The 24,291-nt window shown below is 59.5% G+C and carries 25 protein-coding genes and 2 rRNA genes (1 of these 27 cut by a window edge); 25 read left to right on the forward strand and 2 right to left on the reverse strand.

Annotated features, from left to right (window positions below; genetic code table 11):
- Positions 1–2: 2 nt before the first annotated feature.
- The 25 genes from ONB25_02070 (at position 3) to mutM (ending at position 22,915) form a co-directional block, all read left to right on the forward strand.
- A complete protein-coding gene (locus ONB25_02070) occupies positions 3–686 on the forward strand; it encodes a hypothetical protein (protein MDZ7391677.1) in 684 nt (227 codons plus the stop codon).
- Between the two features lie 23 nt (positions 687–709).
- Entirely contained in the window at positions 710–1,510 is an 801-nt protein-coding gene (bamD, locus tag ONB25_02075; GenBank protein ID MDZ7391678.1) for an outer membrane protein assembly factor BamD, read from the forward strand.
- A gap of 88 nt (positions 1,511–1,598) precedes the next feature.
- Positions 1,599–2,228 carry a nicotinate-nucleotide adenylyltransferase gene (gene nadD, locus ONB25_02080; GenBank protein MDZ7391679.1) on the forward strand — a complete coding sequence of 210 codons (630 nt, stop codon included), beginning with the start codon at positions 1,599–1,601 and terminating at the stop codon, positions 2,226–2,228.
- 32 nt (positions 2,229–2,260) lie between these two features.
- Positions 2,261–2,908, forward strand: a complete 648-nt coding sequence (locus ONB25_02085) for a 1-acyl-sn-glycerol-3-phosphate acyltransferase (protein MDZ7391680.1) — start codon at positions 2,261–2,263, stop codon at positions 2,906–2,908.
- Positions 2,901–4,043, forward strand: a complete 1,143-nt coding sequence (locus ONB25_02090) for a glycosyltransferase family 4 protein (GenBank protein MDZ7391681.1) — start codon at positions 2,901–2,903, stop codon at positions 4,041–4,043. Before ONB25_02085 ends, ONB25_02090 begins: the two co-directional genes overlap by 8 nt.
- Before the next feature lie 101 nt (positions 4,044–4,144).
- On the forward strand, positions 4,145–4,822 hold the full coding sequence (locus tag ONB25_02095; protein ID MDZ7391682.1) for a Crp/Fnr family transcriptional regulator: 678 nt from the start codon (positions 4,145–4,147) through the stop codon (positions 4,820–4,822).
- 34 nt (positions 4,823–4,856) lie between these two features.
- On the forward strand, positions 4,857–5,618 hold the full coding sequence (locus tag ONB25_02100; GenBank protein ID MDZ7391683.1) for an ABC transporter permease: 762 nt from the start codon (positions 4,857–4,859) through the stop codon (positions 5,616–5,618).
- Entirely contained in the window at positions 5,619–6,377 is a 759-nt protein-coding gene (locus tag ONB25_02105; protein ID MDZ7391684.1) for an ABC transporter ATP-binding protein, read from the forward strand.
- Complete coding sequence (locus ONB25_02110; GenBank protein MDZ7391685.1) at positions 6,374–7,342, forward strand: MlaD family protein; 969 nt, start codon at positions 6,374–6,376, stop codon at positions 7,340–7,342. Before ONB25_02105 ends, ONB25_02110 begins: the two co-directional genes overlap by 4 nt.
- A 146-nt stretch (positions 7,343–7,488) precedes the next feature.
- Positions 7,489–8,412: a sugar phosphate isomerase/epimerase gene (locus tag ONB25_02115; protein ID MDZ7391686.1), complete on the forward strand. Its 924-nt coding sequence runs from the start codon at positions 7,489–7,491 to the stop codon at positions 8,410–8,412.
- A 144-nt stretch (positions 8,413–8,556) separates the two neighbouring features.
- Positions 8,557–9,282, forward strand: coding sequence for a DUF72 domain-containing protein (locus tag ONB25_02120; protein MDZ7391687.1), 726 nt, complete (start codon positions 8,557–8,559; stop codon positions 9,280–9,282).
- A gap of 2 nt (positions 9,283–9,284) precedes the next feature.
- Positions 9,285–10,109, forward strand: a complete 825-nt coding sequence (locus tag ONB25_02125; GenBank protein MDZ7391688.1) for a radical SAM protein — start codon at positions 9,285–9,287, stop codon at positions 10,107–10,109.
- Positions 10,110–10,118: 9 nt separating this feature from the next.
- Complete coding sequence (locus ONB25_02130) at positions 10,119–11,525, forward strand: TrkH family potassium uptake protein (GenBank protein MDZ7391689.1); 1,407 nt, start codon at positions 10,119–10,121, stop codon at positions 11,523–11,525.
- A gap of 32 nt (positions 11,526–11,557) precedes the next feature.
- The gene (locus ONB25_02135) at positions 11,558–12,214 is read left to right on the forward strand and encodes a TrkA family potassium uptake protein (GenBank protein ID MDZ7391690.1); all 657 of its coding nucleotides are present in this window, start codon (positions 11,558–11,560) and stop codon (positions 12,212–12,214) included.
- Between the two features lie 83 nt (positions 12,215–12,297).
- The gene (locus ONB25_02140; GenBank protein ID MDZ7391691.1) at positions 12,298–12,627 is read left to right on the forward strand and encodes a hypothetical protein; all 330 of its coding nucleotides are present in this window, start codon (positions 12,298–12,300) and stop codon (positions 12,625–12,627) included.
- Positions 12,628–12,637: 10 nt separating this feature from the next.
- Positions 12,638–13,390, forward strand: coding sequence for a CPBP family glutamic-type intramembrane protease (locus tag ONB25_02145; GenBank protein ID MDZ7391692.1), 753 nt, complete (start codon positions 12,638–12,640; stop codon positions 13,388–13,390).
- A 3-nt stretch (positions 13,391–13,393) separates the two neighbouring features.
- Positions 13,394–13,879: an NUDIX hydrolase gene (locus tag ONB25_02150; protein MDZ7391693.1), complete on the forward strand. Its 486-nt coding sequence runs from the start codon at positions 13,394–13,396 to the stop codon at positions 13,877–13,879.
- Positions 13,876–14,934 carry an endolytic transglycosylase MltG gene (gene mltG / locus ONB25_02155; GenBank protein MDZ7391694.1) on the forward strand — a complete coding sequence of 353 codons (1,059 nt, stop codon included), beginning with the start codon at positions 13,876–13,878 and terminating at the stop codon, positions 14,932–14,934. Before ONB25_02150 ends, mltG begins: the two co-directional genes overlap by 4 nt.
- Positions 14,935–14,942: 8 nt before the next feature.
- Positions 14,943–17,168 (forward strand): UvrD-helicase domain-containing protein, encoded by a 2,226-nt coding sequence (locus tag ONB25_02160; GenBank protein ID MDZ7391695.1) that lies wholly within the window; start codon positions 14,943–14,945, stop codon positions 17,166–17,168.
- Between the two features lie 87 nt (positions 17,169–17,255).
- The gene (locus ONB25_02165; GenBank protein MDZ7391696.1) at positions 17,256–18,146 is read left to right on the forward strand and encodes an efflux RND transporter periplasmic adaptor subunit; all 891 of its coding nucleotides are present in this window, start codon (positions 17,256–17,258) and stop codon (positions 18,144–18,146) included.
- Between the two features lie 6 nt (positions 18,147–18,152).
- On the forward strand, positions 18,153–19,079 hold the full coding sequence (locus ONB25_02170) for an ABC transporter ATP-binding protein (protein ID MDZ7391697.1): 927 nt from the start codon (positions 18,153–18,155) through the stop codon (positions 19,077–19,079).
- Entirely contained in the window at positions 19,076–19,861 is a 786-nt protein-coding gene (locus ONB25_02175; protein MDZ7391698.1) for an ABC transporter ATP-binding protein, read from the forward strand. The genes ONB25_02170 and ONB25_02175 overlap by 4 nt, the downstream gene beginning before the upstream one ends.
- Positions 19,854–20,960 carry an ABC transporter permease gene (locus ONB25_02180; protein MDZ7391699.1) on the forward strand — a complete coding sequence of 369 codons (1,107 nt, stop codon included), beginning with the start codon at positions 19,854–19,856 and terminating at the stop codon, positions 20,958–20,960. Before ONB25_02175 ends, ONB25_02180 begins: the two co-directional genes overlap by 8 nt.
- 5 nt (positions 20,961–20,965) lie before the next feature.
- Positions 20,966–22,084 (forward strand): ABC transporter permease, encoded by a 1,119-nt coding sequence (locus tag ONB25_02185; GenBank protein ID MDZ7391700.1) that lies wholly within the window; start codon positions 20,966–20,968, stop codon positions 22,082–22,084.
- A 3-nt stretch (positions 22,085–22,087) separates the two neighbouring features.
- Complete coding sequence (mutM, locus tag ONB25_02190; GenBank protein MDZ7391701.1) at positions 22,088–22,915, forward strand: bifunctional DNA-formamidopyrimidine glycosylase/DNA-(apurinic or apyrimidinic site) lyase; 828 nt, start codon at positions 22,088–22,090, stop codon at positions 22,913–22,915.
- Between the two features lie 76 nt (positions 22,916–22,991).
- On the opposite strand, the gene rrf is transcribed toward mutM, so the two are convergent.
- Positions 22,992–23,108: ribosomal RNA gene (gene rrf, locus ONB25_02195) — 5S ribosomal RNA — on the reverse strand.
- A gap of 85 nt (positions 23,109–23,193) precedes the next feature.
- Positions 23,194–24,291 (reverse strand): 23S ribosomal RNA (locus tag ONB25_02200) (it continues 1,936 nt past the right edge of the window).

Consider the following 24,291-nt stretch of genomic DNA (forward strand, 5'->3'; position numbering starts at 1 on the left):
CTTTGCTCAAGGCCGCAAGTATCAAAGGCATGCATGGAGGCCAGCGGGCTTTATGGCGCTCCGGTGTGGGGTTCCTGGCAGCGCTCATGTGCCTGACTAAAGGCGTGCGCGCAGGCGACCCCCAGCCCAATTTGGCATTGCTGCGCTCTGCGGTCGCGGAGGTGGCCGAGCGCGCCATTGCGGAAGTGAGGGCCTCACAGATAGTGCTTCGGCCTCTCCCGCCCGGACACGAGGCAAATTGGCTCCTGGAACAGGAACTTGTGCGGGCGGCCCAGGTCCGTGGCATCCAGTTATATGTGCCCCAAGATAGTAGCGCAAGGTCCGACGTGGGGGGCCGGGAGGATGCCTCGACGTTGGGGTTTGCCGTTCTGGGCGTGGGAATCGAATACCGAGACCGGCAAGGTGGACTGTTGAAGCATGCGCGGATTACGCGCACAGCCTCTGTGACGGTGCATTTTCGCGAGGTGACCTGGGACGGACGACTGCGGTGGAGCAGGGACTTTGAGCACCAGGTGGAGGACACTGTGCCGCTTCGCTTGGTAAAGCGACTGGAAGAGGAACGGATGGCTTTTACCCACGGAGACCTCCCCCAGGTCCAAGGGCTGCGACGAGTCTTGGAACCTGCTTTGGTGCTGGTGGTGACGGGAGTGGTGACCTATCTTTTCTACGCGTATCGGAGTCGATAATACTACTGACGCTGGGAGATTAGATGCGAGGTGTGCGAACGCTTGTTTGCTTAGGGGGGATTGCGGCAGTGCTGCTTGCCTCCTCTTGTGCGAAGCAGAAGATTCGACCGAACCTCACTGCCGAGGAACGCTTGGCTCTGGCGAAGCAGATGTTCGCGAAGGAGGATTACCTAGATGCGAAGCAGCAACTGTTGGTGCTTACGCTGAGTTTTCAGGGGAGTGCAGTGGCCGATGAGGCGCAATTCTATTTGGCGGAGTGCCATTACCGACTGAAAGAGTACGTGCTTGCCATCAGTGAATACGAGCGGCTGCTGAAATCGTACCCAAATTCCCCCTACGTGGATGACGCCGAATACAAGATCGGCATGAGCTACTTCAAGCTTTCACCCAGCTCTGGGCTCGACCAGGAGAACGCGCACAAGGCGATAGAACACTTTCAGCGTTTTCTTGAAGACTATCCGGACAGCCCTCTCAAGAAAGAGGTGGAAGCGAATCTGCAGGCATGTCGTAACAAGTTGGCAAAAAAGGACTATGACAACGGTGTCCTTTACAGGAAGATGGGTTACTTCGACTCCGCGCTGATCTATTTCGATAGCGTGCTCGCCAACTATTATGACACGCCGTACGGCGACAAGGCGCTTTTCTGGAAAGGCGAATGTTTGCTGAAACTAAACCGTCGCAAGGAAGCGCAGGAGGCGTTCGCCAGCTACGCCCAACGTTACCCCCGCGGCTCGCAGATCGACCGGGTACGGCGCCGACTGAAAGAGCTTTCTGCTCAGTTGGGAAGCGAGGAGGCCGCGACTAATCCTCCCCCCAGAAGGTGAAGGCCTAGAAGGCGAGCTCCGCTCCGGGGAGGCGAGTGAGAAGTACCATTGGGAGGGAAATCCGCACAGGCCGAGCTGGTTGGTAGCCATGAGATTGGGACTTTTCGGTGGAACATTCGACCCCATCCATATTGCCCATCTGATAGTCGCGGAGTGGGTACGCGAGGAGATGGGCCTGGACCGCGTACTTTTTGTGCCTGCCGCACTCCCTCCGCATAAAACAGACCGCATGCTTTCTCCAGCCTGGCAACGCTTGGCAATGGTTCGCCTGGCGACGGCCGGTTCCCCTTGGTTCGAAGCCTCCGACCTGGAAATTCGGCGCGGTGGAGTGTCCTATACCATTGAGACGGTGCGGGCTCTGCGGCAGCAGTACAAGCTGCAGCCGCATGAGCTTTTCCTCATCATCGGGAGCGATAGTCTCAAAGACATGGGGTCGTGGCGCGAGCCCGAGAGCATCTTCGCCGAGTCGGCAGTGGTCGTGGTGCCAAGGCCGGGTTTTGACCCCAGCGAGGCGCCCCCCCAGTTTGCGTCAAAGGCAACGCTGATTGCTGCGCCGTTAGTTGAGATCTCCTCCTCTGAGATACGGGAACGCGTGAGGAGCGGAAAGAGCATTCGCTACTTGGTGCCCCCAGGCGTGGAACGCTTAATCAACGAGCATGGATTGTACCGGCACCCGTCTGAGGTGACCTCCGGAGAGCAGGGGGATGGGGAGGGGTGACCTAGGGCAGAAGGAGTGCTGACGGGGTAGCGATGATCTACTGGCTTTCGGTCCTTTTCTTGCGCGTGCTGGCGCGTGTCTACTTCCGGGGCAGGGTATTTGAGCGGTATCGTTTGCCCCGCACCGGCGCGTACATCGGTGTCATCAATCATCAAAGCCATCTGGACGTGGTGGCGCTCACCATGGTGGTGAACCGGCGCGTCCACACCATGGCCAAACACTCGCTCTTTTCCATTCCCGTTGTAAGGTGGTGGCTTCGGGCGGTGCATATGTTTCCGGTACGGCGTGAGACGAGCGACCATCGGGCGTTCGGTCATGCGCTGACCCTGTTGCGTGCCGGAGAGGTGCTGTTTATGGCCCCGGAGGGCACTCGCCGCCGTCCGGGTCAACAGCCGCCTGGACGGGCACGGACTGGTTTCGTGCTGTTGGCCCATTTGGCCGGATGTCCGGTGGTTCCTGTGGCTGTCTGGGGGACCGGGCGCGCGTTGCCGCCCGGGGCGCGCTTCCCCAGGCCAGTGAGGGTGGCGCTCATGGTGGGCGCGCCCATTATGCTTCCGCCGCTGCCGTCCGGCCCGGAGAGAAAGCGGGTCCTCCAGGAGCAGGCTGACGCAGTGATGCGAGAGGTGTACCGGATGCTCGAGGAAATCGAGCAGCGAATGGGGAGAGCACAAGGTGAGTGAGCCCCCCGGTGTGCTGCGTATCCTCCAGGTGTGTTCCTCGCCATCGTGGGGTGGCATGGAGATGCAGGTAGCTACCTTTTCCGCGCTGCTCCGCAGACGTGGCCACGAAGTCTCAGTGGCGTGTGCCCGCGGAACACCCTTGTACCGGGAGTTGACGCGGCTGGGGTTTGCACCTCACCACTTTCGGCCGCGCGGGTATCTCGATCCCGCGGCCATCGTGCGTCTGGCACAGTTGCTGCGGGCCCAACACGTGCAGGTCATTCACTGCCATTACTCTCGGGATCTGTGGACCGTGGTGCCTGCAGCGCGTCTCGCAGGGCGGGTGCCCACGGTGCTGATCAAACACGTGGGCACCATGCGCCCCAAACGGGATCCGGCGCACCGGTGGTTGTATGGCCACGTGGCGCAGGTGTGGGCAATTTCCCGTGTTATCCGTGAGAACCTCATTGCCACCCACCCCATTGCGCCCGAACGGGTGGCGGTGGTGCACCAGGGCGTGGACCTGGCGCGCTTCAGGGTCCCACCGCAGGAAAGGGCGCGCGTGCGTGGCCAATTTGGTTTTGCGGAAAACGCGCTGGTTGTCGGTACTATTGGCAGGCTGGAGCCGGGCAAGGGCCACCTTGAGTTCTTGCACATGGCAGCGGAGGTCGCACGACAGGTGCCGCAAAGCGTGTTTCTTGTGGTTGGCGGCACCACCCGCGGTGAGGAGTTTCGGGCTGAGCCAATCTATCGCCTGGCCGCAGAACTCAACCTAGGCCCGCGGTTAGTCTTTGCTGGCTTTCGCCAGGACATTCCGTCTGTCTTAGCTGCCATGGATGTGTTCGCTTTCCCCTCCAGGGCTGAGGCGTTCGGGCTGGTGGTCATCGAGGCCATGGCCGCCGGGGTACCGGTTATCTCTACTGCCAGTGATGGCGTGCTGGACATTGTGGTTGATGGTGAGAGCGGGCTCCTTGTGCCGCCGCAAGACGTGGCAAGCCTCACAAAGGCGGTAGTGCGCCTTTTGACGGACGCGGAACTGCGACACAGGCTGGGCCGGGCAGGCCGTCAGAGGGTCAAACGCCTGTTCACCGTGGAGCGGATGGCTGCACAGGTTGAAATGCTTTCCCGTGGACTCCTCGGCCCCAGGCAGGCGTAACCTGTGGTGGTAGGCTCTCCTACTCTGGTGTCAGTGCCAAAGGAGGTGGCGGCACAGAGCTAGGACCACTTGCGAGGTTCCAAGACAAGCGCGGAGCGGCTATGGACACCAGACTGCTCAAGACCATTCCCATTTTCTCCGCCCTCGATGAGGAGGACCTGGAGCGAATAGCCACGCTGTGCGTGCGCAAGACTTGTGCGCCAAACCAGGTGATCTTGGTGGAGGAAGAGAGCGGGCAGTCGCTCTTCATCATCAAACGCGGCAGCGTCAAAGTATCGCACGTGAGCGACGAAGGGCGCGAGGTTATTCTGTCCATCCTCAACGCTGGCGAGTTTTTTGGCGAGATGGCCCTGCTGGATGGGAAGGGGCGTTCTGCGAACGTGACGGCCTTGGTGGAGACCGAGCTGCTGATGCTGCGGCGCGCCGACTTTTTGAGCTTACTGGAGGACTATCCGCAGATATCGATCGCTCTGCTCCGCGAGTTGGCCGGCCGTATCCGCATGAGCGATTCGCACATCTCCACTCTAAGCCTCAAGGATGCGCTGGGACGTGTGGCCATGGCGCTCATCCACGTGGCAGAAAAGACAGGACGGCCCCGCGGGCAGGAGATGGTGATTCCCAAGCTCCCCATTCAGCAGGACCTGGCCAACATGGCAGGCACCGCGCGCGAGACCATTTCCCGCGCCTTGGGTCATTTCGAGGAGTTGGGCTATCTCCATCGCGAAGGACACCGGGTCGTTATCAAAGATTTCCAGCTGTTTAAGCGCGCCTTTACTTGACAGACACTAGCCAAGAAAGCGAGAGCCGGCGAGCATGTTAAGGACGATTCTGTCGTTCTTCGTGCATCTTCACGGTCTGTTCGAGACATTCCTGAACGGGTGGGTAGGGCTCTTCCGCAGGCCCCTCTACGGTCGGGCGATCATCGAGCAAATGGACGTGATCGGCGTCCGTTCCACGGCGATCGTAGTGCTCACCTCGATGTTTACGGGATTGGTCCTTGCCCTCCAGTCGGGCTATGAAATGGCAATCTACGGGGCGAAGATGTACGTGGGCACCCTGCTCAGTGTGTCGCTGGTGCGCGAGCTGGGGCCGGTGCTGGCCGCGCTAATCGTCACCGGCAGGGTGGGCTCGGCCATGGCGGCTGAAATTGGGTCCATGGCAGTGACCGAGCAGATCGACGCCATGCGGGCCTTGGGTACGGACCCCATCAAGAAGTTGGTCACCACCCGCATGGTGGCGGCCACCGTGATGCTCCCAGTGCTTACGGCAGTCGCTGATGCGGTAGGGGTTCTGGGGGGACTCGTGGTTGCGGTGAGCTCGTTGGGGATTAGCAGTTCCTTCTATTGGGTCACCGTGGTACGCGCCTTGACCTTCGACGACTTGGTTATGGGCCTCACTAAACCTGTCCTGTTCGGGGTGCTCATGGCGACGGTGGGGTGCTATATGGGCATGTCCACCACCGGGGGTACGCGCGGTGTGGGCGAGTCCACCACCAAGGCAGTGGTGCTCACTTCGGTGCTCATCTTCGCGGTGGATTTCCTTTTCACCAAGCTCTATCTTGCGGTGGCAAGCTGAATGAGTGAGGAGCGCACACACAAAAGCGGTGCCACCATCGAGTTCTGCGACATCCACAAGTACTTCGGGGAGAATTGGGTGTTGCGGGGGCTGTCGCTGCAGGTGCGGGCTGGGGAAACGCTGGTCATCCTCGGTCGTTCGGGGTGTGGCAAGAGCGTGCTGCTCAAGATTCTGCTCGGCCTCATCAGGCCGGAGAGCGGCGAGGTGTGGTTCGACGGCACAGAACTCACTTCGCTCAGCGAGCGCCAACTTGTGCCGTTTCGGACCCAGATCGGGATGCTCTTTCAGGGCTCGGCCCTCTTCGACTCGCTGACCGTAGGCGAGAATGTGGCATACTGGCTGCGGGAGCACACTCGCCTGAGCGAGGAGGAGATCGCCGCGCGGGTGGCCGAGTGCCTCCGTTTTGTAGAAATGGAGGGCACAGAAGAGCTCATGCCTTCTGAACTCTCCGGAGGGATGCGCAAGCGGGTGGCGCTGGCGCGGGCCATGATTTCCATGCCGCGCGTGATGCTGTACGACGAGCCCACAACTGGACTGGACCCGATCACCGCCACGACCATCAACGCTCTGATCCGAAAAACGCAGCACGAATTGGGTGTGACCTCAATCGTGGTAACCCATGAGCTGGAGAGCGCCTTCAGCGTGGCAAATCGCCTGGCCGTCATCCACGAGGGGGTTATTGTGGCCGTGGGCACCAAAGAGGAGGTGCAGGCCTCTGACAATGAGTTTGTACGGACGTTCTTGGCGGGACCAAAATGAAAACCAGACGAGAACCTTTGTTCAGCCATGAGGTGCGGGTAGGGCTGACCGTGTTCATTGGCGTGCTCATCATCGTGGTGGCGATCATGATGGTGGGAGGCCAGGAGGGCTTCTTGGCCGACCGTTACCACCTACGAGTGATGATGTCGCGAGTGGAGGGGCTGCAGACCGGCGCGCCGGTGCGTCTGGCCGGAGTGCGCGTCGGCACGGTGACGTCGGTCAAGTTCTCGCCAGACATCTCTGAGAACCGCATTATCATCGAACTGGAAATCGACACTAAAGTAAAGGATCGCATACGCAAGGACTCCATCGCTCATATCGGCACGCTGGGGCTTCTGGGTGACAAATACGTGGGCATCACCATGGGATCACTGGACCAGCCGCGCCTGGAGGATGGGGAGTACCTCCAGGCAGCCGAACCCCTCGATGTGGAAAAACTCATCGATGAAGGTGTGGCGGCGTTCAATCTCCTCAAGCGGTCCCTTTCCACGGTTGACGACATCGTCACCAAAATTAACTCGGGCAAGGGGACCCTCGGTCTGCTGGTGAACGACCCAAGCATGTACGTGGACGTGAAGGCCCTGGTCCGCATCTCCAGCAGCATCCTGGCCTATATTCGCTCCGGAGAGGGCACTGCTGCCCGACTCTTCACCGACCCTCAGCTTTACACGCGCATTACTACGCTCCTTGCCTCCAGCGAAGCGCTGGTGGACAGCCTCCGCAGGGGCCAGGGCACGGCGGCCCGCTTCGTCCAGGACCCGTCCCTTTACCAGGAGCTCACCACGCTGACCAAGAACGTGAGCCTGATTGCTGCGCGGCTGGAAAAAGGCCAAGGGAGCCTGGGGATGATGATGAACAATGACCTGCTTTACCGGCGCCTGAACGCGCTGACGGCCAGCCTTGACTCGCTCGTCACCGATCTAAAAGCCAACCCCTCGCGCTACCTGAAGGTAGAGATTTTCTGATGCACTTGTGCTTGGCGTGGAGCGGCGGGAGAAGTTTCCCTTGACATTATCCCGGCGCTTTTGTATAATCTCAAGGTCTTTGCGCCGGCATGAGGGAGTTACTAGGCCGGTCACACGACGGCAGAGCCAGAGTAGAGTGAAGAGGCATGCTTGCGCTTTCGACTGCCTGGGTCGCAACGGAAGTAACCGACGGCGATCAGCTGCTGGACGCGGTGCGAGAGGTGGGACTGTCCGGGTTGGAGCTGGATTATCGGCTCACAAAGGCCATGCTCCACCACATCCGACGGCGGCTACGCTCCCATGAGTTCACGGTGGTGAGCGTACATAACTATTGCCCGTTGCCGGAAGGAGTTCCACAACATGAGGCTTCTGGTGACCTTTTTCTCCTGTCCAGCACGGATGAGGAGGAGCGTCGCCATGCGGTCAAGCTTTCCATAGAGTCGGTGCATTTGGCCGCGGATGTGGAGGCGCGGGTTGTGGTGTTCCATTTGGGCGCCGTAGGCGTGGACAACCATGACCACCGTCTTCGCGAGCTCTATGAACAGGGGCTCATCGACTCGGCTGAGGCAGAGCGCTACCGGGAGGAACGACGGGCGGAGCGCCTAGCCAAAAGGCAGCCGTTCCTGGACGCCGTCTTGCTCAGCTTGGACAGGATTCACGAAGAAGCCGTACGCTTGGGCGTTCAGGTGGGGGTGGAAAACCGACTGTATTCGCACCAGATTCCGGATTTGGAAGAAGTCGGGATCATCCTTCAGGAGTTCGCGGGGGGGAACATCGGCTATTGGCATGACTGCGGACACGCCCATGTTCAGGAGCGATTGCGGTTGGTTGACCATGAAAGCTGGCTAAGGGACTATGGAACGTGCCTCCTCGGGGTGCACTTTCATGATGCGCGCGGGCTAAAAGATCACCTCGCGCCGGGGAGTGGCGAAATCGACTTTGACATGGTGGCCAAGTATCTAAAGCCCGAGATGCTCCGGGTCTTGGAGGTGCATCCCATGGTGAGCGCCGAGGAGGTGCAGCAGGCGGTGCGGCTGTTGCAGCAGAAGGGGATCGCCGAGCTGGAGTGAATCATCCAGTAGCCGGCATGTGCGTGGGTCTGCAGTGGGCGGGTTTTCGCGGTTTTGGTGAGGCGCCCATGTGAGGCTTCGCGGGCAGCTTTGCTGATAAACCCTTGCGAGCATCGAGCGGAGAGCGGATAAGAGCGCGCGGCAATGCAGGTCAAGGTAGGGTGTTGTGGCTTTCCCGTAGCACGGCGGCTCTATTACCGGACGTTTCCGGTGGTGGAGGTGCAGCAGACCTTTTACCATCCGCCGCTTGTTGCCACTGCGGCGCGGTGGCGCGAGGAAGCGCCGGAGGAGTTCGAGTTTGTGGTGAAGGCCTGGCAGCTGATCACCCATCAGCCCTCCAGCCCCACCTACCGGCGCTTGCGGCAACCCATTGCGGAGGAACGTCGGGATGCTTATGGCCGCTTTCAGCTGACTCCTGAGGTCCAAGAGGCCTGGGCTCGCACCGCCGAGGTGGCCACAGCGCTCGGGGCCAGAGTGGTGCTCTTTCAATGCCCTGCGAGCTTTACGTGCAGCGAGGAGAACGTGGCCAATCTGCGCGCCTTCATGAATCGGGTCGACCGGCGCGGCTTTCTCTTCGCCTGGGAGCCGCGTGGGGGGTGGCCCGCCGAGCTCATCCGGGACCTGTGCGTGGAGCTTGAGCTGATTCACGCGGTGGACCCATTCAAGAGTAACCCGCTATGGGGGAAGCCGGCCTATTTCCGGCTGCACGGCATCACCGGCGCGGGCTACCGGTTCTCGCATCACGACTTTGCCCAGCTGGCATCGGTGGCGAAGCAGGCTGGCGAGGCCTATTGCCTTTTCAACAACGTGGCTATGCACGAGGACGCCGGTCGTTTCATGGAGTTCATGAAGAAAACGGAGGCCGCGTAGCCTTGGGCTCCGCAGGGAGAGTACTGCCCCTGCAGAAGGGGATTGTCTATGGTCCCGTGGCCTCACGCCGACTAGGGCGCTCATTGGGCATCAACCTGATGCCGACAACCTATAAGGCGTGTAGTTACAATTGCGTCTACTGCCACTACGGGTGGACCAAAGTGGCGGTGCTCGACGGCAGGCCGCTGTACCACGATTTGCCCACCGTGGAGCAGGTCGGCGCAGCGCTTCGAGCAGCCTTAGAGGCAGGGGCGAATCCCGAGTACATCACCTTTTCAGGAAACGGGGAGCCAACTCTGCATCCCGCATTCTCGGACATGGTTGACACCGTCATTTGGTGCCGCGACCAGCTTGCACCCCAGGCCAAGACATGTGTGCTCTCAAACGCCACTTGCCTGGGAAAGGAATCCGCGGCCAGGGCGTTGGAGAAGTTGGACGTGCGCATCCTTAAGCTGGATGCCGGGGATGAACAGACCTGGCGGCTGGTCAATCGACCCGCTCCGGGGCTTAGCTTTGTGCAACTGCTGGAAGGACTGAGGTCGACCAAAAATTGGGTGCTCCAGACCCTCTTTTGCGACGGACCCTATGCCAACTGTCGCCCGCACCAGGTGGAGCAATGGATGGAACTGGTGGGTCAATTGCGGCCGCGTCTGGTGCAGATCTACACGATAGACCGCCCCGCCGCACACGGACGACTGCGGAGGGTTCCTTTAGAGGTATTGAAAGAGATCGGCGCGAAAGCTTCCAGGCGGACGGGCCTCCCCGTGCACGTGTACGGCGCGAACGGGCAGAGTTGGCACTTTGTGAGCAAGGCTGCCGGGAAATGACCAGGAGAGGTGTCCGAAGCTAAGGTGGATGTAGCGCGCGAAAAGATAGAACGTTTTCTGGTACTGAAGCTCCGTCCCCCGCGTCTGGTGTTCGCGAGCTTCGTGCTGGCAGCCTGTACAGGGGCTCTGTTGCTTTCGCTCCCAGCCGCCACGAAGGGGCGACCCCTGTCCCCGCTCGACGCCCTGTTCACCGCCACATCGGCGGTGTGCGTGACTGGGCTCACGGTCGTGGATACAGGCACGCGGCTGAGTTTTTTGGGGCAGATGGTGGTTCTCACGCTGATTCAGATGGGTGGGCTTGGCATCATGACCTTTTCTGTGCTTTTCATGTACCTGCTCACCCGGCGCTTCTCAATTCGTGGGCGCGAGCTGCTGGAAGAGACTTTGTCGCAAAGGCCTCTCCAGCACATGGGTGCGTTGCTCAGGCACGTGTTCTTGTGGACCTTCTTCCTAGAGGCGATCGGAGCCTGCCTGCTGACATACCGATTCTGGGGTCGTTACCCGGGTTGGAGGGCGGTCTACCTGGGCGTCTTTCATGCGGTGTCAGCCTTTTGCAATGCCGGTTTTGGTCTTTTTCCGGACAGTCTGCAGGCGTATGCGTATGATCCGCTGGTGAACTTTACCGTGCTTGGGTTGATTGTCATTGGCGGTTTGGGCTTTATCGTGCTGTTTGACCTTGCTCACGATTTCCCCTTCCGTGTGGGGAGGAGGAGGCAGGCTATCTCGCTCCACACGCGACTTGTCCTGCAGACTACTGCGGCCCTCATTGTAGTGGGCATGGTGGCGTTTCTGGCGGTGGAAAGCTTCAATACCCTGAGGGGGATGCCATGGTCGCGCAGGCTGTTGGTCAGTCTGTTCCAGTCGGTTACTGCGCGGACTGCAGGGTTTTCCACCGTCGAGACCAGCAGGCTCACTAGCGCGACCCTCATGGTTCTGATGGCGCTAATGTTCATCGGCGCCAGCCCTGGTTCCACCGGAGGGGGGATCAAGACCAGTACCTTTGCCGTATTGGTAGCGCTGGTAATGGCGCGCTTTCGTGGGAGCGAAGAGGTCAATTGTTGCCATCGGCGCCTGCCCAATAGCATTGTGGCCAAGGCTTTCGCTCTGGCCGTGTTCGGTGTGGTAGTGGTGGGGGCGTTTGGCCTGGCCCTGGCTGTCACAGAACTCGGATTGCGTCCGTATGCGCACAGCTCCGGAAAGGCGCTGGCAGTGTTGTTCGAAACCGTATCAGCTTTTGGCACGGTCGGCCTCACTACCGGTCTTACTCCGCATCTGTCCCAGACGGGCAAGTTCCTGATTATTGTCCTTATGCTTGTGGGCAGAGTGGGGCCCCTAACGCTGGCCATTGCGTTGGGCAGGGGGGACAAACGGCCAACTGGTTTCCGCTACGTAGAAGAGAGCGTCTTGGTTGGCTGAGTGAGAAGGTTGTTTTTCCTGAAGGGTGACATATGCCGAGCTTTGCAGTGATTGGTTTGGGAAGCTTCGGGTCCTACGTGGCCCGCTTTCTCAGCGAACGAGGTTTCGAGGTCTTGGCGATCGACAAGAGGGAGGAAGAGGTGGACCGCGTCCGTCCCTTCGTGGAAAAGGCCCTGGTGGGAGACGCCACGAACAAGGAGATGTTGCGCAGCCTGGGCCTAGACCAAATGGATGCGGTGGTCGTCAACGTGGGCGACGAAATCGATGCCAGCATTCTCATCACGCTCTATTTGAAAGACCTCGGGACGAAACGCATTATTGTCAAGGCCATTACCGAAGACCACCATCGCATCCTGGACCTGATCGGGGCGACGGATGTTGTTTACCCAGAAAAAGAGGTGGCCTTCAAGGTGGCGCAGAGTTTGGATAATCCCAACATCCTTGACTACCTTACCTTGGCACCTGGCTATAGCATTATTGAGCTTGCGCCGCCGAATAGCTTCCTGCACAAGACGCTCCGACAGCTCGACCTGACGAACAAGTATGGCGTGCAGGTGATCATGGTAAAGGAACTTATTCCGGAGAACGTGAAGGTTGTGCCCGGGGCCGACCATGTGGTCAAAGACAGCGACGTCCTCGTGGTCTTGGGTAAGAACTCGGCACTGGAAAAACTAAGACGGCTAAAGTGAGAGGCCTCCGGGCGACGTACCGTCATCGAGTGCGTGGCTTGTTAACTATCTGACAGTGACTCAATAGGGTAAAGGGCTTCTGCATGGCCAAGGTGTGGACTGACGAGCGACTTAATCGGTTGCGGGAGAAGTACGGGTTCATCAGTGACGAGGAGTTGGCGCGGGAGTTGGGGGTCTCTTTGGCTTCCCTCACGAAGAAGGCCAAGGAGCTCAGGCTGCAGAGAAAAACCGCCAAGGAGGCCGAAGCTCCGCGGCAGACAGCTGCGCGCGCTGACGGGGCCATCCTTGGGGGAGAGAAAGTGGTGACCATCGACGGACAAGAGGAGGAGATGATTCCCTCCGGCCTTTACATCTTTACGGAGGAGGGATGGAAGCCGGTGATGGTGCGCAAGTCGCGCATAGCGCCTCGGTAGCGGAGGAAGAGTGGTAAGAGGAGGCAGGGTCTATCCTCGCGCTCGCCGAATGCCTGAGCCTATCGGGGATTACTTGGCCCGCACCCGGTCCTTGGGCTACAGCTTCCTTGCTGTGTTGCCCCTGTTTATGCTCTACGCTCTCTTGACTCTCGCCGTTGGAGATAGACCCGGTTCGCTGCTTCGCTATGGGGCAGACGCCATCCTGGGGAACCAAACACGTATAGTGAGAGAGCTTGGGGTGGTAGTCTTGAGTGTCGCCGCAGCTATCGTTTTTTTCGCGATCGGACGCGGCCAGCTGGGGCGAGGCTTTAGGAGATTGAAACCGATATACTTTCCCCTCATGATGGCTGAAGCTGCCGTGTTGGCGATTCTCCTCGGACTGGGTCTTGATGCCTTGCCCCGCATGATGATTGTTGCCTCGAGAGGCGTGGCGGACGTGCCCTACGAGGTGATGCTGGCCATCGGGGCAGGGATTTTTGAAGAGCTGGTGTTTCGTCTCGTGCTCTTGGGCTCTCTGGTCTTTTTCTTCACGCGACTGCGCCAGTTTCCGATATGGGCAGGCTACTTCCTCGCTCTGCTCATCACCTCCATGGCGTTCGCTGTGGCCCACTATTTCCAGGTGCGCAAAGCTTCCTTCGATGGCCAGGTATTTCTGCTCCGCCAACTGGCGGGCGTAGCTTTTGGCATCATCTATTGTCTGAGAGGATTCGGCGTGGCGGTTTATACCCACTTGTGGTACGATCTCTTTGTGACTTTCGCGTGAGGTATGGTGGACATCAAGAAGAAATACCCTTGTTGCGGACAACCAACGGTTCACCGTCGGCACCCGCTGGTGACGGTCGATGCAGTTATCGAAGTGCGGAGTAGCGAGGGGCAGTTGGGCATCGTCCTGATCAGGCGCAAGAATCCGCCTCTGGGATGGGCCTTGCCTGGGGGATTCGTTGATTATGGAGAGACGGTTGAGCAGGCCGTGGTGCGCGAAGCACGCGAAGAAACAGGTTTGTCCATTCGCCTCAGGGGATTACTCGGCGTCTATTCGGCGCCTGATCGTGACCCGCGCGGCCATACGATTTCGGTTGTATTCGTTGCCGAGGCAGAGGGCACCCCGCAGGGCGCTGACGACGCTGAACGGGCGGCAGTCTTCCCCTTGGACAACTTACCCGTGGAGCTTGCATTTGATCACGCCAGGATTCTGGCCGACTATCGCAAGTGGCGGGAGAGCCCGACCACTGCGCCGAGGGTGCTGCGATGACCGGTCTGCCGATCAGGGCGCGCAAAGTGATGCGCGCTGCGGTGGTGTTTTGCGCCGGGAGTGTGACTTTGATTCTCCTCGTGGCGGCTACTTTGCTCTTTCTGCCCCAATTTTGGCGCCCAGCCCAACCTCCGCACACCGTCGTCATTGCGCGCGGAATGAGCACCACCCAGATTGCCAGCCTGCTCATGAAGGAAGATGTCTTGAGCAACAGGGTTGCTTTCCTTCTGGCGGTAAAGCTACTGCGCGCGGAGGGACGGCTGAAGGCAGGCAAGTACCAGCTGTCCCCCCAGTACGCGCCGGTGACCATCGTGAACCTGCTGCGGCGTGGCAAAGTCACGGCCGAGCGGGTGACGATTCCGGAGGGTGCTGACTCGTGGACCATTGCCTCCATCTTGTCCCGGACGGTGCAAGTCGATTCCGCTGCTTTCGTCCGCCTGATGCACGACAGCACTCTTATGGCGACGTTGGGACTCTGCGCCCCTTCATTGGAGGGGTATCTCTATCCGAACACGTACCAGTTCTATTGGGGGGTGTCGCCAGAGGCTGCGATCCGTGCAATGGTGGCCGAGTTTCGTCGGCAGGTGGGTGATACCATAGAAGCACAGGCGCGTGCCATGGGGTGGAGCCTCCACCAGGTGGTGACCCTTGCATCCATTATTGAAGGGGAAGCGATGCTGGAGGAAGAGCGGCCGCTTATTTCGGCCGTCTACCACAATCGCTTGCGGTTGCGAATGCCTTTGCAGGCTGACCCCACCGTCCAGTACCTTGTTCCGGGCAGGGGACGTCGCCTGCTCAAGAGCGACCTTGCTATCGACTCGCCTTACAACACCTACCTCTATCCCGGCTTGCCACCCGGGCCGGTGAACAACCCCGGTATGCGTTCCATTGTCGCGGCTCTCCACCCGGCGCCGGTGGATTACCTGTATTTCGTGGCCCGCGGGGATGGAGGGCACGTGTTCAGCCGTACGCTCAGAGAACACTTACGGGCCAAGGCCCAGTTCGACCAGGTGCGTCGTCGCGTGGCCCACGCTGGCGGCGGTAGGAATAGGTGAGGCGCTCAATGGCCCGCGCGCGAAGCACAAAAGGCAGAGAGCTCCTGGCAGCGTTAAGTGAGGCCCAGCGTGCTGCGGTAGTGGACATCGATGGGCCGGTGCTTATTTTGGCAGGTGCCGGCAGCGGTAAGACCAGGGTGCTGACCTATCGTATCGCCTACATGATCGCCTCTGGTAAAGTGGAGCCGCAGCAGATCCTGGCCGTCACGTTCACCAACAAAGCAGCAGGAGAGATGCGGCAACGCGTGGACCAATTGGTTCCAGGGGTTGCGCGGCAGATTGTGGTCAGCACCTTCCATTCGGCATTTGCGCGTATCCTGCGCCGCGAGGGTGGGCGGATTGGCCTGTCAGCCAACTTTTCGATTTACGACGAAGAGGACCAGAAACGTCTGGTCAAGGAGTGCATTGAAGAATTAGGGCTGCCCCAAGCAAGGTACAATCCCGCGGTCGTTGCTGCTCTGATAAGTAGAGCAAAATCTGCGGTGCTGCTCCCGGACGACTATGCGCAGGCAGCAGAAAGCGAATTCGACTTCGGCGTTGCCCAGGTGTACAAACGCTACCAGCAGCGCCTCCGCGAAGCAAACGCTGCCGATTTTGACGATCTCCTCCTGCTACCTATTATGCTTTTCCGCAGCCATCCCCCGCTCCTGCACGCTTACCAGGAGCGCCTGCGCTACATTCTGGTCGACGAGTACCAGGACACCAATCGCGCGCAGTACGAACTGCTAAAGCTGCTCAGCTCGCGCTATCGCAATCTTTGCGTCGTAGGTGATGACGACCAGTCGATTTACCGGTGGCGGGGGGCGGACCTGCGAAACATCTTGGAGTTTGAGAAGGATTTCCCCGACTGCAAGGTCTACTGGTTGGAACAGAACTACCGTTCCACCAAGTGCATTCTCGCGGCCGCTTCGTCGGTGATTGCCCACAACCGGGCGCGTAAACCGAAAGTACTGTGGACGGACGGAGCGGTGGGGGAGAAGGTGACGGTCGTGGAGGCCCCCACGGATGCCGACGAGGCCTATGCGGTGATTACGCGCATTGAACGAGAGTTTCAGCACGGCACGCGCAACTTTCGAGACTTTGCCGTCCTCTATCGCACCAATGCCCAGTCGCGCGTACTGGAAGAGGCGCTGCGGCGGAGTGGCATCCCGTATGTTATCGTGGGCGGAGTGCGGTTCTATGAACGCAAAGAGATCAAAGACCTGCTGGCCTATCTGCGGGTCATTTGCAATCCTGCCGACACCATGAACTTGCTGCGAATCATCAACACCCCACCTCGTGGGATTGGCGAGGCTACCATCGCCCGCTTGCAGGCATTTAGCACTAGGGTGGGCGTACCGCTGTTCGAGGCACTGAGAAGGGCTCGTGAAGTGGAGGGGCTTTCGCCGACAATGCAGGAGCGGGTGACGCACGTTCACCGGCTGATTCAAAAACATGTTGACCTGCGCTCGCAGGTGTCCGCTGCGGAACTGGCCAGTGCACTGGTCGACGAATTGGGAATATTGCGCATTTACAAAGAAGAGGGCACCGAAGAGGCATTGAACCGCGCAGATAACGTGCGCGAACTACTCGATGGCATCGCCGACTACTGTAGGCAAAACCCAGGGGCAACCCTGGACGATTATCTGCAAGAGGTCTCATTGCTGACCGACATCGACACCTGGAACGACCGATCCAACGCCGTCAGTCTGATGACTGTGCATGCCGCCAAGGGTCTGGAGTTTCCAGTGGTGTTTATTACTGGTCTGGAGGAGGGGCTGTTCCCGCTTTCCCGCTCCTTTGACAGCACCGAGGATCTGGAGGAAGAGCGCAGGCTCTTTTACGTGGGGAGCACCCGGGCAAAGGAGAAACTCTATCTGACCTGGGCAAGCACTCGCTTGCGGCAGGGCCAGACCTACAGTTGCTTGCCATCGCGCTTTTTGGAAGAGATCGATCATGAACAGGTTGACTATGAGGTGGCCGGCAGGGTGGGGAGGAGGGCGAGTTACCAAGCGCCCGCCAGAAGGGGAGAGGGGGAGCGACGGAGCGTAATTCGCCGTCTCCGCGCATATGAAGAGGAGTCGCAGTTGCCCGCGCAGCTGGAGATTGGTTGTCGCGTGCGCCACCCGAAGTTTGGCCCGGGCACCGTTCTGGCCGTTTCACGGGCATCAGTCGGTACAACGCTGACCATTGATTTCGATCGCTACGGGCGAAAAAAGATTGTTTTGGAGTTCGCTCAGCTGCAGGTCCTGTGAGGCCGTGGGTCGACCCTTCTTCCCTACCCTCACCGCGGGACCAAGTGGACCATGTCCGGTGCGCAACACGTGAGCAAAGCAAGAACGATGAGAACAATCGGAGCGTGGCTTTCTGCTGTGGTTGCGCTGGCGCTAATGAGTTGTGCACGTCCCCGTGACGATGCCTGGCTGGGTTCCGGGATCTTGGAGGCTAAGCAGGTCACGATAGGCGCGAGAAGCGCAGGCGAGCTCGTGGGGCTTTTTGTGGACGAGGGCGACACAGTGGCGGCAGAGGCGCTGGTGGCCGTGGTGGATACCAGCAAGCTCATTTTGCAAAGGACGCAGCTGCTGGCCGCCAAGCGGGAGTTAGCCCACAGCCTCGCCAATGCAAGCCGCGCGGCGGAGCTAGCCGCCGAGCAGTGCGAGAATGCCAGAAAGCAGTACGAGCGAATGCGCACTCTCGCCGAGCGCGGCAGTTTGCCACAACAGCAGTTGGAGAGCGCGGAGCTCGGCTACACAGCGGCGCGAAGCCAACTGGAAATGGCCAAGAACAACCTTGCTGCCTTGACCGAGCGGGCCAAACAGGTCGAGGCGCAACTGGAGCTCTTGCAGAGCCAGCTTGAGGACGCAAGGATACGGAGCCCGTTGGCTGGGGTGGTGGTCGCCAAGTATGTGGAGCAAGGGGAGCTCGTTGCTCCGGGCTCGCCTCTGCTCGCCATCGCCGACGTGCGTGACATGTGGCTCAAAGTCTACCTGCCGGAGCCGGACTTGGGTAAGGTCTCGCTGGGCACGAAGGTTGTCGTGCGCGTCGATGCTCTGCCCGGCGAGGAATTCCCCGGCACGGTGACTTGGATCTCGCCAAAAGCGGAGTTCACGCCGAAGAACGTACAGACCCGTGCTGCCCGTGCCGAGCTGGTCTTTGCCGTAAAAGTCTCCGTGCCCAACAGCAAGGGGCGATTGCTGATAGGCATGCCAGCAGAAGTATGGCTTTCGCGCTGAACGGACGTGACTACAACGCCAGAAGACATTGTTGTTGTCGACCTGTGGAAGCGCTACCGACAGCTGGAAGCAGTACGTGGCCTGTCCTTTTCTGTGCAAGCGGGATGCCTGTTTGGCCTTGTGGGCCCGGATGGCGCCGGCAAGACCACCACGCTTCGCATCCTCTGCGGTCTGCTCAAAGCCGACCAGGGGCATTGCACGGTGCGCGACTACGACGTCGCCAGGGAGCCGCGAAAGGTCAAGAGCCTGGTCGGTTACATGCCGCAGCGCTTCTCCCTGTACCCGGACCTTACCGTTGCAGAAAACCTCCGTTTTTTCGCTCGCCTGTTTGAGGTCCCGCCGGACGAGGGGCGAGAACGCATGAGGCAGCTGTTGGCCTTCAGTCGCCTAGAACCGTTCCAGGGACGGCGGGCGGCTCAGCTGTCGGGGGGGATGAAGCAAAAGCTCGCCTTGTGCTGCACGCTTATCCACACACCGGCGGTCCTCTTGCTCGACGAACCGACTACCGGCGTGGATCCAGTTTCCCGGCGCGAGTTCTGGCGCATCCTGTACGACCTGCGCGAGCGGGGGGTAACGATCTTGCTTACTACCCCGTACATGGACGAGGCGGCGCGGTGCGACCGCGTTGCATTCATGCACCAAGGGCGCATCATTGCCCAGGGGCCGCCCAGAGAGCTGTCACAGCTGGTGCGCCACCATCTGCTCGAAGTGCGGTGCGAACACCTCATGCAGGCCGCGCGTCTGTTGGCAGGCAATCCAGCGTTCGTCACCGTGCACCTCCTCGGGGACCATCTGCACGTCGGCGTGGTTGACCCCGGCAGTGGTGAGCAGACTATTCGGCGCGAGCTCAAGCACGCGGGGCTGGCGGTCCATTCTATCCGGGAGGTTGTTCCCCATGTGGAGGACGTGTTTGTGGAGCTGATGCACAGGTGACCACCCCCTCTGCTGAATTGGCAGTGTGCACCAGGGAGCTGTCTCGTTCCTTTGGTGCTTTTGTGGCCGTAGATCGGGTTTCGATCGACGTCTTTGCCGGCGAGGTGTTTGGCTTTCTTGGCGCAAATGGTGCCGGAAAGACCACCACAATCCGCATGCTGTGCGGTCTCCTGGCACCCACATCCGGCCAGGCGTGGGTAGCAGGTTTTGACGTGGTGCGCGATACGGAACGGGTCAAATCCTCAATCGGCTACATGTCGCAACGCTTTTCCCTCTACGAAGACCTCACGGTTGAAGAGAACATGGACTTTTACGGGGGCATTTACGGCCTTCATGGGGGGCCGCTGACCAGGCGGAAGGTGGAACTGATGGAGGCGCTGGGACTTGTGGAACACCGGCGGAAGCTGACGCGAAGCATCCCTCTTGGCTGGAAGCAGCGACTCGCGTTGTGCTGCGCCATTATGCATCGGCCTCCCGTCTTGTTCCTGGATGAGCCAACCGCAGGGGTGGACCCAATGTCAAGGCGCGCCTTCTGGAGCGTTATCTACACCCTCGCCGAAGAGGGGACCACCGTGCTCGTAACCACGCACTACATGGAGGAAGCGGAGTACTGCAACCGCCTGGCGATCATGCACGAGGGCCGGGTAATTGCGTGTGATTCGCCCGCAGGACTCAAGGACAGCTGCAGGACCGAATCGGTCGAAGATGCGTTTGTGAAGCTCGTAGGGAACAGGCTCGAGGTGCCATCTTTCGACGAGGGGGAGGCAAGGCGAGATGCTTAACCGCCTCCTGGCGATCGCGCATAAGGAGTTCCTCCACATCCGCAGGGACGAGCGGAGTTTGGTGATCATCTTTTTGTTGCCATTGATCATGATGGTTCTTTATGGGTACGCCATTACCTTCGACATTAAGGAGATCAGAATCGCGGTCATCGACCAGGATTGCTCTCCATCGTCCCGACAGCTCATCGCTTCCCTCTCTGCGGGGCGGCTGTTCCGCATTGTGTGCCGGCCTGAAGGAGTGGGACAAGTAGAGAAGCTATTGCGGACGGGCAGAGCGCACGCCGCACTGGTCATACCTCGGGGCTACCAGCGTGCTCTCCATACCCAGCCCTCGGCGCCGGTGCAGGTGCTGATCGACGGGGCCAATGCCAATACCGGGACCATTGTCTTGAACTACCTGCGCATGTTGCTGACTTCACGCTCGATGGAAAATGTGCCGCAGGCGGCTATGCCCTTTGAGGTGCGCACCGTGGTGCTCTACAATCCGGAGCAGAGGAGCATGGTCTTTGTTGTGCCCGGATTGGTGGCGGTGTTGATCATGATGATATGCGCGCTCCTTACCTCCATTGCCGTGGCGCGAGAGCGGGAGACGGGGACGATGGAGCAGATTCTCGTGTCGGCCGTGCATCCGTTTGAGGTGATAGTTGGCAAAGTGCTGCCATATGTGCTGGTGGCATTGTTGGACGCAACCTCGGTGGTGGTCTTTTCTGTCTTCCTCTTTGGCATTCCTTTCCGGGGGAACGCATTCTTGTTGCTCGGGCTTTCGGTGGTCTTTGTGTATGCTTCCCTCAGCCTCGGTGTGCTCATCTCTTCGCGCGCAGCCACGCAACGTGCGGCGCTCATGGGTGCGGTCATGGCGACCCTTTTGCCTTCGATCCTTCTCTCGGGGTTTATTTTCCCTATCCGTTCCATGCCCCGGCTTCTCCAGTTCATCACCTATCTGGTGCCCGCCCGCTACTATCTGCGGATCATCAGGGGGATAATGCTCAAAGGGGTTGGCTTCTCATACGTGTGGCAAGACGCTGCTTACCTCTTTGTCTTTGGCACCGTTCTGCTGCTGGTAAGCGTGCGCCGGTTCAGAACCAGGCTCGAAGAGTAACTACCATGCGACCGGTTTTGTGCATGATTCGTAAGGAGTTCCTGCAGGTATTTCGTGACCCAGCCATGGTCTTTCTCATTTTCATGGCACCGGTGGTCCAGTTGCTCATACTGGGGTATGTCGTTTCCAGCGAGGTGAAGCATCTGGCTACCGTGGTCTCAGACCATGATCACTCGCCGGTGAGCCGAGAATTGGTCCAGCGGCTTCAGAACTCTGGATATTTTGATGTCCTCTACTACGAACAGGATGTGACGTTGCTTTCGGAGTATTTCGACAGGGGGCGAGCGTCGGTTGGCGTGGTCATTCCGGCAGGTTTGGGTGCAGATGCGGTGGCGGGCAAGGCGCCGGCTGTCCAAGTGGTGCTTGACGGCCAGGACGCGAACAGCACAAACGTCGCCTTGGGCTACGCGAGTGGCATACTCCATGACTACTTGCTCGAACAAGGGCAGCGGCTCCAAAGAGCCAGAGGGGTGAAGCTACGTGTCATAGAGCCTAGGGTGAACGTTTGGTTCAATCCTAACCTTAGCTACCGAAACTTCATGGTTCCCGGTATTGTGGCGTTCCTGCTCACCCTCACTACTTCGCTGCTGAGCGGGATGGGACTGGTGCGGGAGAAGGAAGTGGGCACGTTGGAGCAGCTGAACGTGACGCCCATCCGCCCATATCAGCTTCTCTTGGGCAAGACCATACCCTTTGCTATTCTGGGTTGTGGTGAGGTGACGCTCGCCATCGTAGTTGCACGCCTGTGGTATCACATACCACTTGTGGGCAACCTGGGACTCTTGGCTCTGTTTGTGGTGCTTTTCCTTTTTACCACCCTAGGCATCGGGCTGTTTGTCTCCTCAAGTTCCACCACCCAGCAGCAGGCCATGTTCCTGACCTGGTTCGTTCTTATCTTTGCACTCATTACCTCCGGTTTTCTCTTCCCCATCGAGAACATGCCGCGATGGATTCAGGTGATCAGCTACCTAAACCCGTTGCGGTACTTTATGTTGGTGGTGCGGGCAATCTTCATCAAGGGGGCCGGGATACGCGAATTGTGGCAGCAGGGTCTGGTGCTGGCGATTTTTGGCTTGACTATCCTTGTGGTAAGCGCGCGTCGTTTCCAGAAGCGGATCAAGTAGCAGATGCCAGAATTGCCGGAAGTGGAGACAATTCGCCGCTCCCTTGAGGCGACGGTGTGCGGCCGGCTGATTCGGGAGGTGCTGGTGCGTGAGCAGCGATTGCGCCACCCGGTGGACTGCAACGCATTGGCCAGTGTGGTGGGGCACAGGATTCAGTGTCTGGGAAGGCGGGGCAAATACCTGCTGATTCGTCTCGATGATGGGCGCACGGTGCTCGTCCATTTGGGGATGAGCGGCCGATTAGGCCTCTATTCGCCTCGGGTCCCTCTGTTGGCCCATGACCACGTGATTTTTTCCCTTGAGCAGGAGCTCCAGCTGCGTTACTACGACCCGCGGCGATTCGGAGCGATCATAGTGCTCGATAAGGGTCGCGATGGTGAGGCGGACATGCTCGCCGCGCTGGGTCCGGAGCCACTCAGCTCAGAGTTTACCCCTTCTTACCTCATGGAGCGGGCAAGGGGCCGGAGAGTGGCAGTGAAGGCCTTCCTGATGGACAGCAAGGTTGTGGCGGGTGTGGGTAACATCTACGCGAGCGAGGCGTTGTTTGTGGCGGGTATCGATCCGCGCCGGACTGCGGGTTCCCTTTCCAAAGAGGAATGGCGGGGGCTACACCAAGCGGTGCGGAGGGTGTTGCGGGACGCGATTCGCCAGGGCGGCACCACCTTGCGCGATGGGGGGTTCCGCGATCCCGCGGGCGAGGCCGGGTACTTCCAGACGAAAGTGAAAGTCTACGGCCGCGCGGGGATGCCTTGTGGGCGGTGTGGTGGGGTGGTTGTGAAGACCGTGGTCGGTGGGCGGAGCAGTTATTACTGTCCGTGCTGTCAGAGATAACTTGGACTCGTTTGCCGAGGTCAGCCATGAAAACAGAACGGGAAGGTCATCACGACCTTCCCGTTCTGCTATCAGTTCCCGGCGACGACCTACTCTCCCACACGGTTGCCCGAGCAGTACCATCGGCGCTGGCGGGCTTAACTTCTCTGTTCGGAATGGGAAGAGGTGTTTCCCCGCCGCTCATGTCGCCGGAATTTTTCTTGCAATTTGCGATTTGGTTGAGGGTAACCTCTGGCTTCAAGACAAGTCACTAACCATCTGCTGCAAACATACGATGTTTGGTTAAGCCGCACGGCCTATTAGTATCACTCGGCTCAGTTCCTTACGGAACGTACACCTGTGACCTATCGACCTCGTAGTCTACGAGGGGCCTTTAGCCCGCCTTGCGGCGGAGGGGATATCTTATCTTGGGATGGGTTTCGCACTTAGATGCTTTCAGCGCTTATCCCGACCGAACGTAGCTACCCTGCGGTGCCACTGGAGTGACAACAGGTACACTAGAGGTTCGTCCACTCCGGTCCTCTCGTACTAGGAGCAGCTTCCCGCAAATATCCTACGCCCGCGACAGATAGGGACCGAACTGTCTCACGACGTTCTAAACCCAGCTCACGTACCGCTTTAATAGGCGAACAGCCTAACCCTTGGGACCTTGTCCAGCCCCAGGATGCGATGAGCCGACATCGAGGTGCCAAACCGGGCCGTCGATGTGAACTCTTGGGCCCGATAAGCCTGTTATCCCCGGAGTACCTTTTATCCTTTGAGCGACGGCAATTCCACGTTCAACCGCCGGATCACTAAGCCCTGCTTTCGCATCTGCTCGACCTGTGTGTCTCGCAGTCAAGCTCCCTTATGCCTTTGCACTCTACGCACGATTACCGACCGTGCTGAGGGAACCTTTGGGAGCCTCCGTTACGCTTTAGGAGGCGACCGCCCCAGTCAAACTACCCACCTAGCATTGTCCCCGGCCCGGATTCACGGGCCTGGGTTAGAATTCCAGTAGAGTAAGGGTGGTATTTCAACGGCGGCTCCCCCCGAACTGGCGTTCGGGGTTCATAGCCTCCCACCTATCCTACACATACAATACCGAAATCCAATGCTAAGCTGTAGTAAAGGTTCACGGGGTCTTTCCGTCCCGCCGCGGGTAGCCGGCATCTTCACCGGCACTACAATTTCGCCGAGCCCCTGGTTGAGACAGCGCCCAAGTCGTTACACCATTCGTGCAGGTCGGAACTTACCCGACAAGGAATTTCGCTACCTTAGGACCGTTATAGTTACGGCCGCCGTTTACTGGGGCTTCGGTTCGGTGCTTCTCCCGACCGAGGTCGGGATGACACGTCCCCTTAACCTTCCAGCACCGGGCAGGTGTCAGTCCCTAT

Source organism: candidate division KSB1 bacterium (assembly GCA_034506335.1).
Classification (GTDB): domain Bacteria; phylum Zhuqueibacterota; class Zhuqueibacteria; order JANLFK01; family Oleimicrobiaceae; genus Oleimicrobium.

What these genes read in the sequence shown, in the direction of transcription:
- bamD (MDZ7391678.1), top strand. Translation starts at nt 710, where the DNA reads ATGCGAGGTGTGCGAACGCTTGTTTGCTTAGGGGGGATTGCGGCAGTG.
- nadD (MDZ7391679.1), top strand. Translation starts at nt 1,599, where the DNA reads ATGAGATTGGGACTTTTCGGTGGAACATTCGACCCCATCCATATTGCC.
- ONB25_02085 (MDZ7391680.1), top strand. Translation starts at nt 2,261, where the DNA reads ATGATCTACTGGCTTTCGGTCCTTTTCTTGCGCGTGCTGGCGCGTGTC.
- ONB25_02095 (MDZ7391682.1), top strand. Translation starts at nt 4,145, where the DNA reads ATGGACACCAGACTGCTCAAGACCATTCCCATTTTCTCCGCCCTCGAT.
- ONB25_02100 (MDZ7391683.1), top strand. Translation starts at nt 4,857, where the DNA reads ATGTTAAGGACGATTCTGTCGTTCTTCGTGCATCTTCACGGTCTGTTC.
- ONB25_02105 (MDZ7391684.1), top strand. Translation starts at nt 5,619, where the DNA reads ATGAGTGAGGAGCGCACACACAAAAGCGGTGCCACCATCGAGTTCTGC.
- ONB25_02110 (MDZ7391685.1), top strand. Translation starts at nt 6,374, where the DNA reads ATGAAAACCAGACGAGAACCTTTGTTCAGCCATGAGGTGCGGGTAGGG.
- ONB25_02115 (MDZ7391686.1), top strand. Translation starts at nt 7,489, where the DNA reads ATGCTTGCGCTTTCGACTGCCTGGGTCGCAACGGAAGTAACCGACGGC.
- ONB25_02120 (MDZ7391687.1), top strand. Translation starts at nt 8,557, where the DNA reads ATGCAGGTCAAGGTAGGGTGTTGTGGCTTTCCCGTAGCACGGCGGCTC.
- ONB25_02135 (MDZ7391690.1), top strand. Translation starts at nt 11,558, where the DNA reads ATGCCGAGCTTTGCAGTGATTGGTTTGGGAAGCTTCGGGTCCTACGTG.
- ONB25_02140 (MDZ7391691.1), top strand. Translation starts at nt 12,298, where the DNA reads ATGGCCAAGGTGTGGACTGACGAGCGACTTAATCGGTTGCGGGAGAAG.
- ONB25_02150 (MDZ7391693.1), top strand. Translation starts at nt 13,394, where the DNA reads ATGGTGGACATCAAGAAGAAATACCCTTGTTGCGGACAACCAACGGTT.
- mltG (MDZ7391694.1), top strand. Translation starts at nt 13,876, where the DNA reads ATGACCGGTCTGCCGATCAGGGCGCGCAAAGTGATGCGCGCTGCGGTG.
- ONB25_02160 (MDZ7391695.1), top strand. Translation starts at nt 14,943, where the DNA reads ATGGCCCGCGCGCGAAGCACAAAAGGCAGAGAGCTCCTGGCAGCGTTA.
- ONB25_02165 (MDZ7391696.1), top strand. Translation starts at nt 17,256, where the DNA reads ATGAGAACAATCGGAGCGTGGCTTTCTGCTGTGGTTGCGCTGGCGCTA.
- ONB25_02180 (MDZ7391699.1), top strand. Translation starts at nt 19,854, where the DNA reads ATGCTTAACCGCCTCCTGGCGATCGCGCATAAGGAGTTCCTCCACATC.
- ONB25_02185 (MDZ7391700.1), top strand. Translation starts at nt 20,966, where the DNA reads ATGCGACCGGTTTTGTGCATGATTCGTAAGGAGTTCCTGCAGGTATTT.
- mutM (MDZ7391701.1), top strand. Translation starts at nt 22,088, where the DNA reads ATGCCAGAATTGCCGGAAGTGGAGACAATTCGCCGCTCCCTTGAGGCG.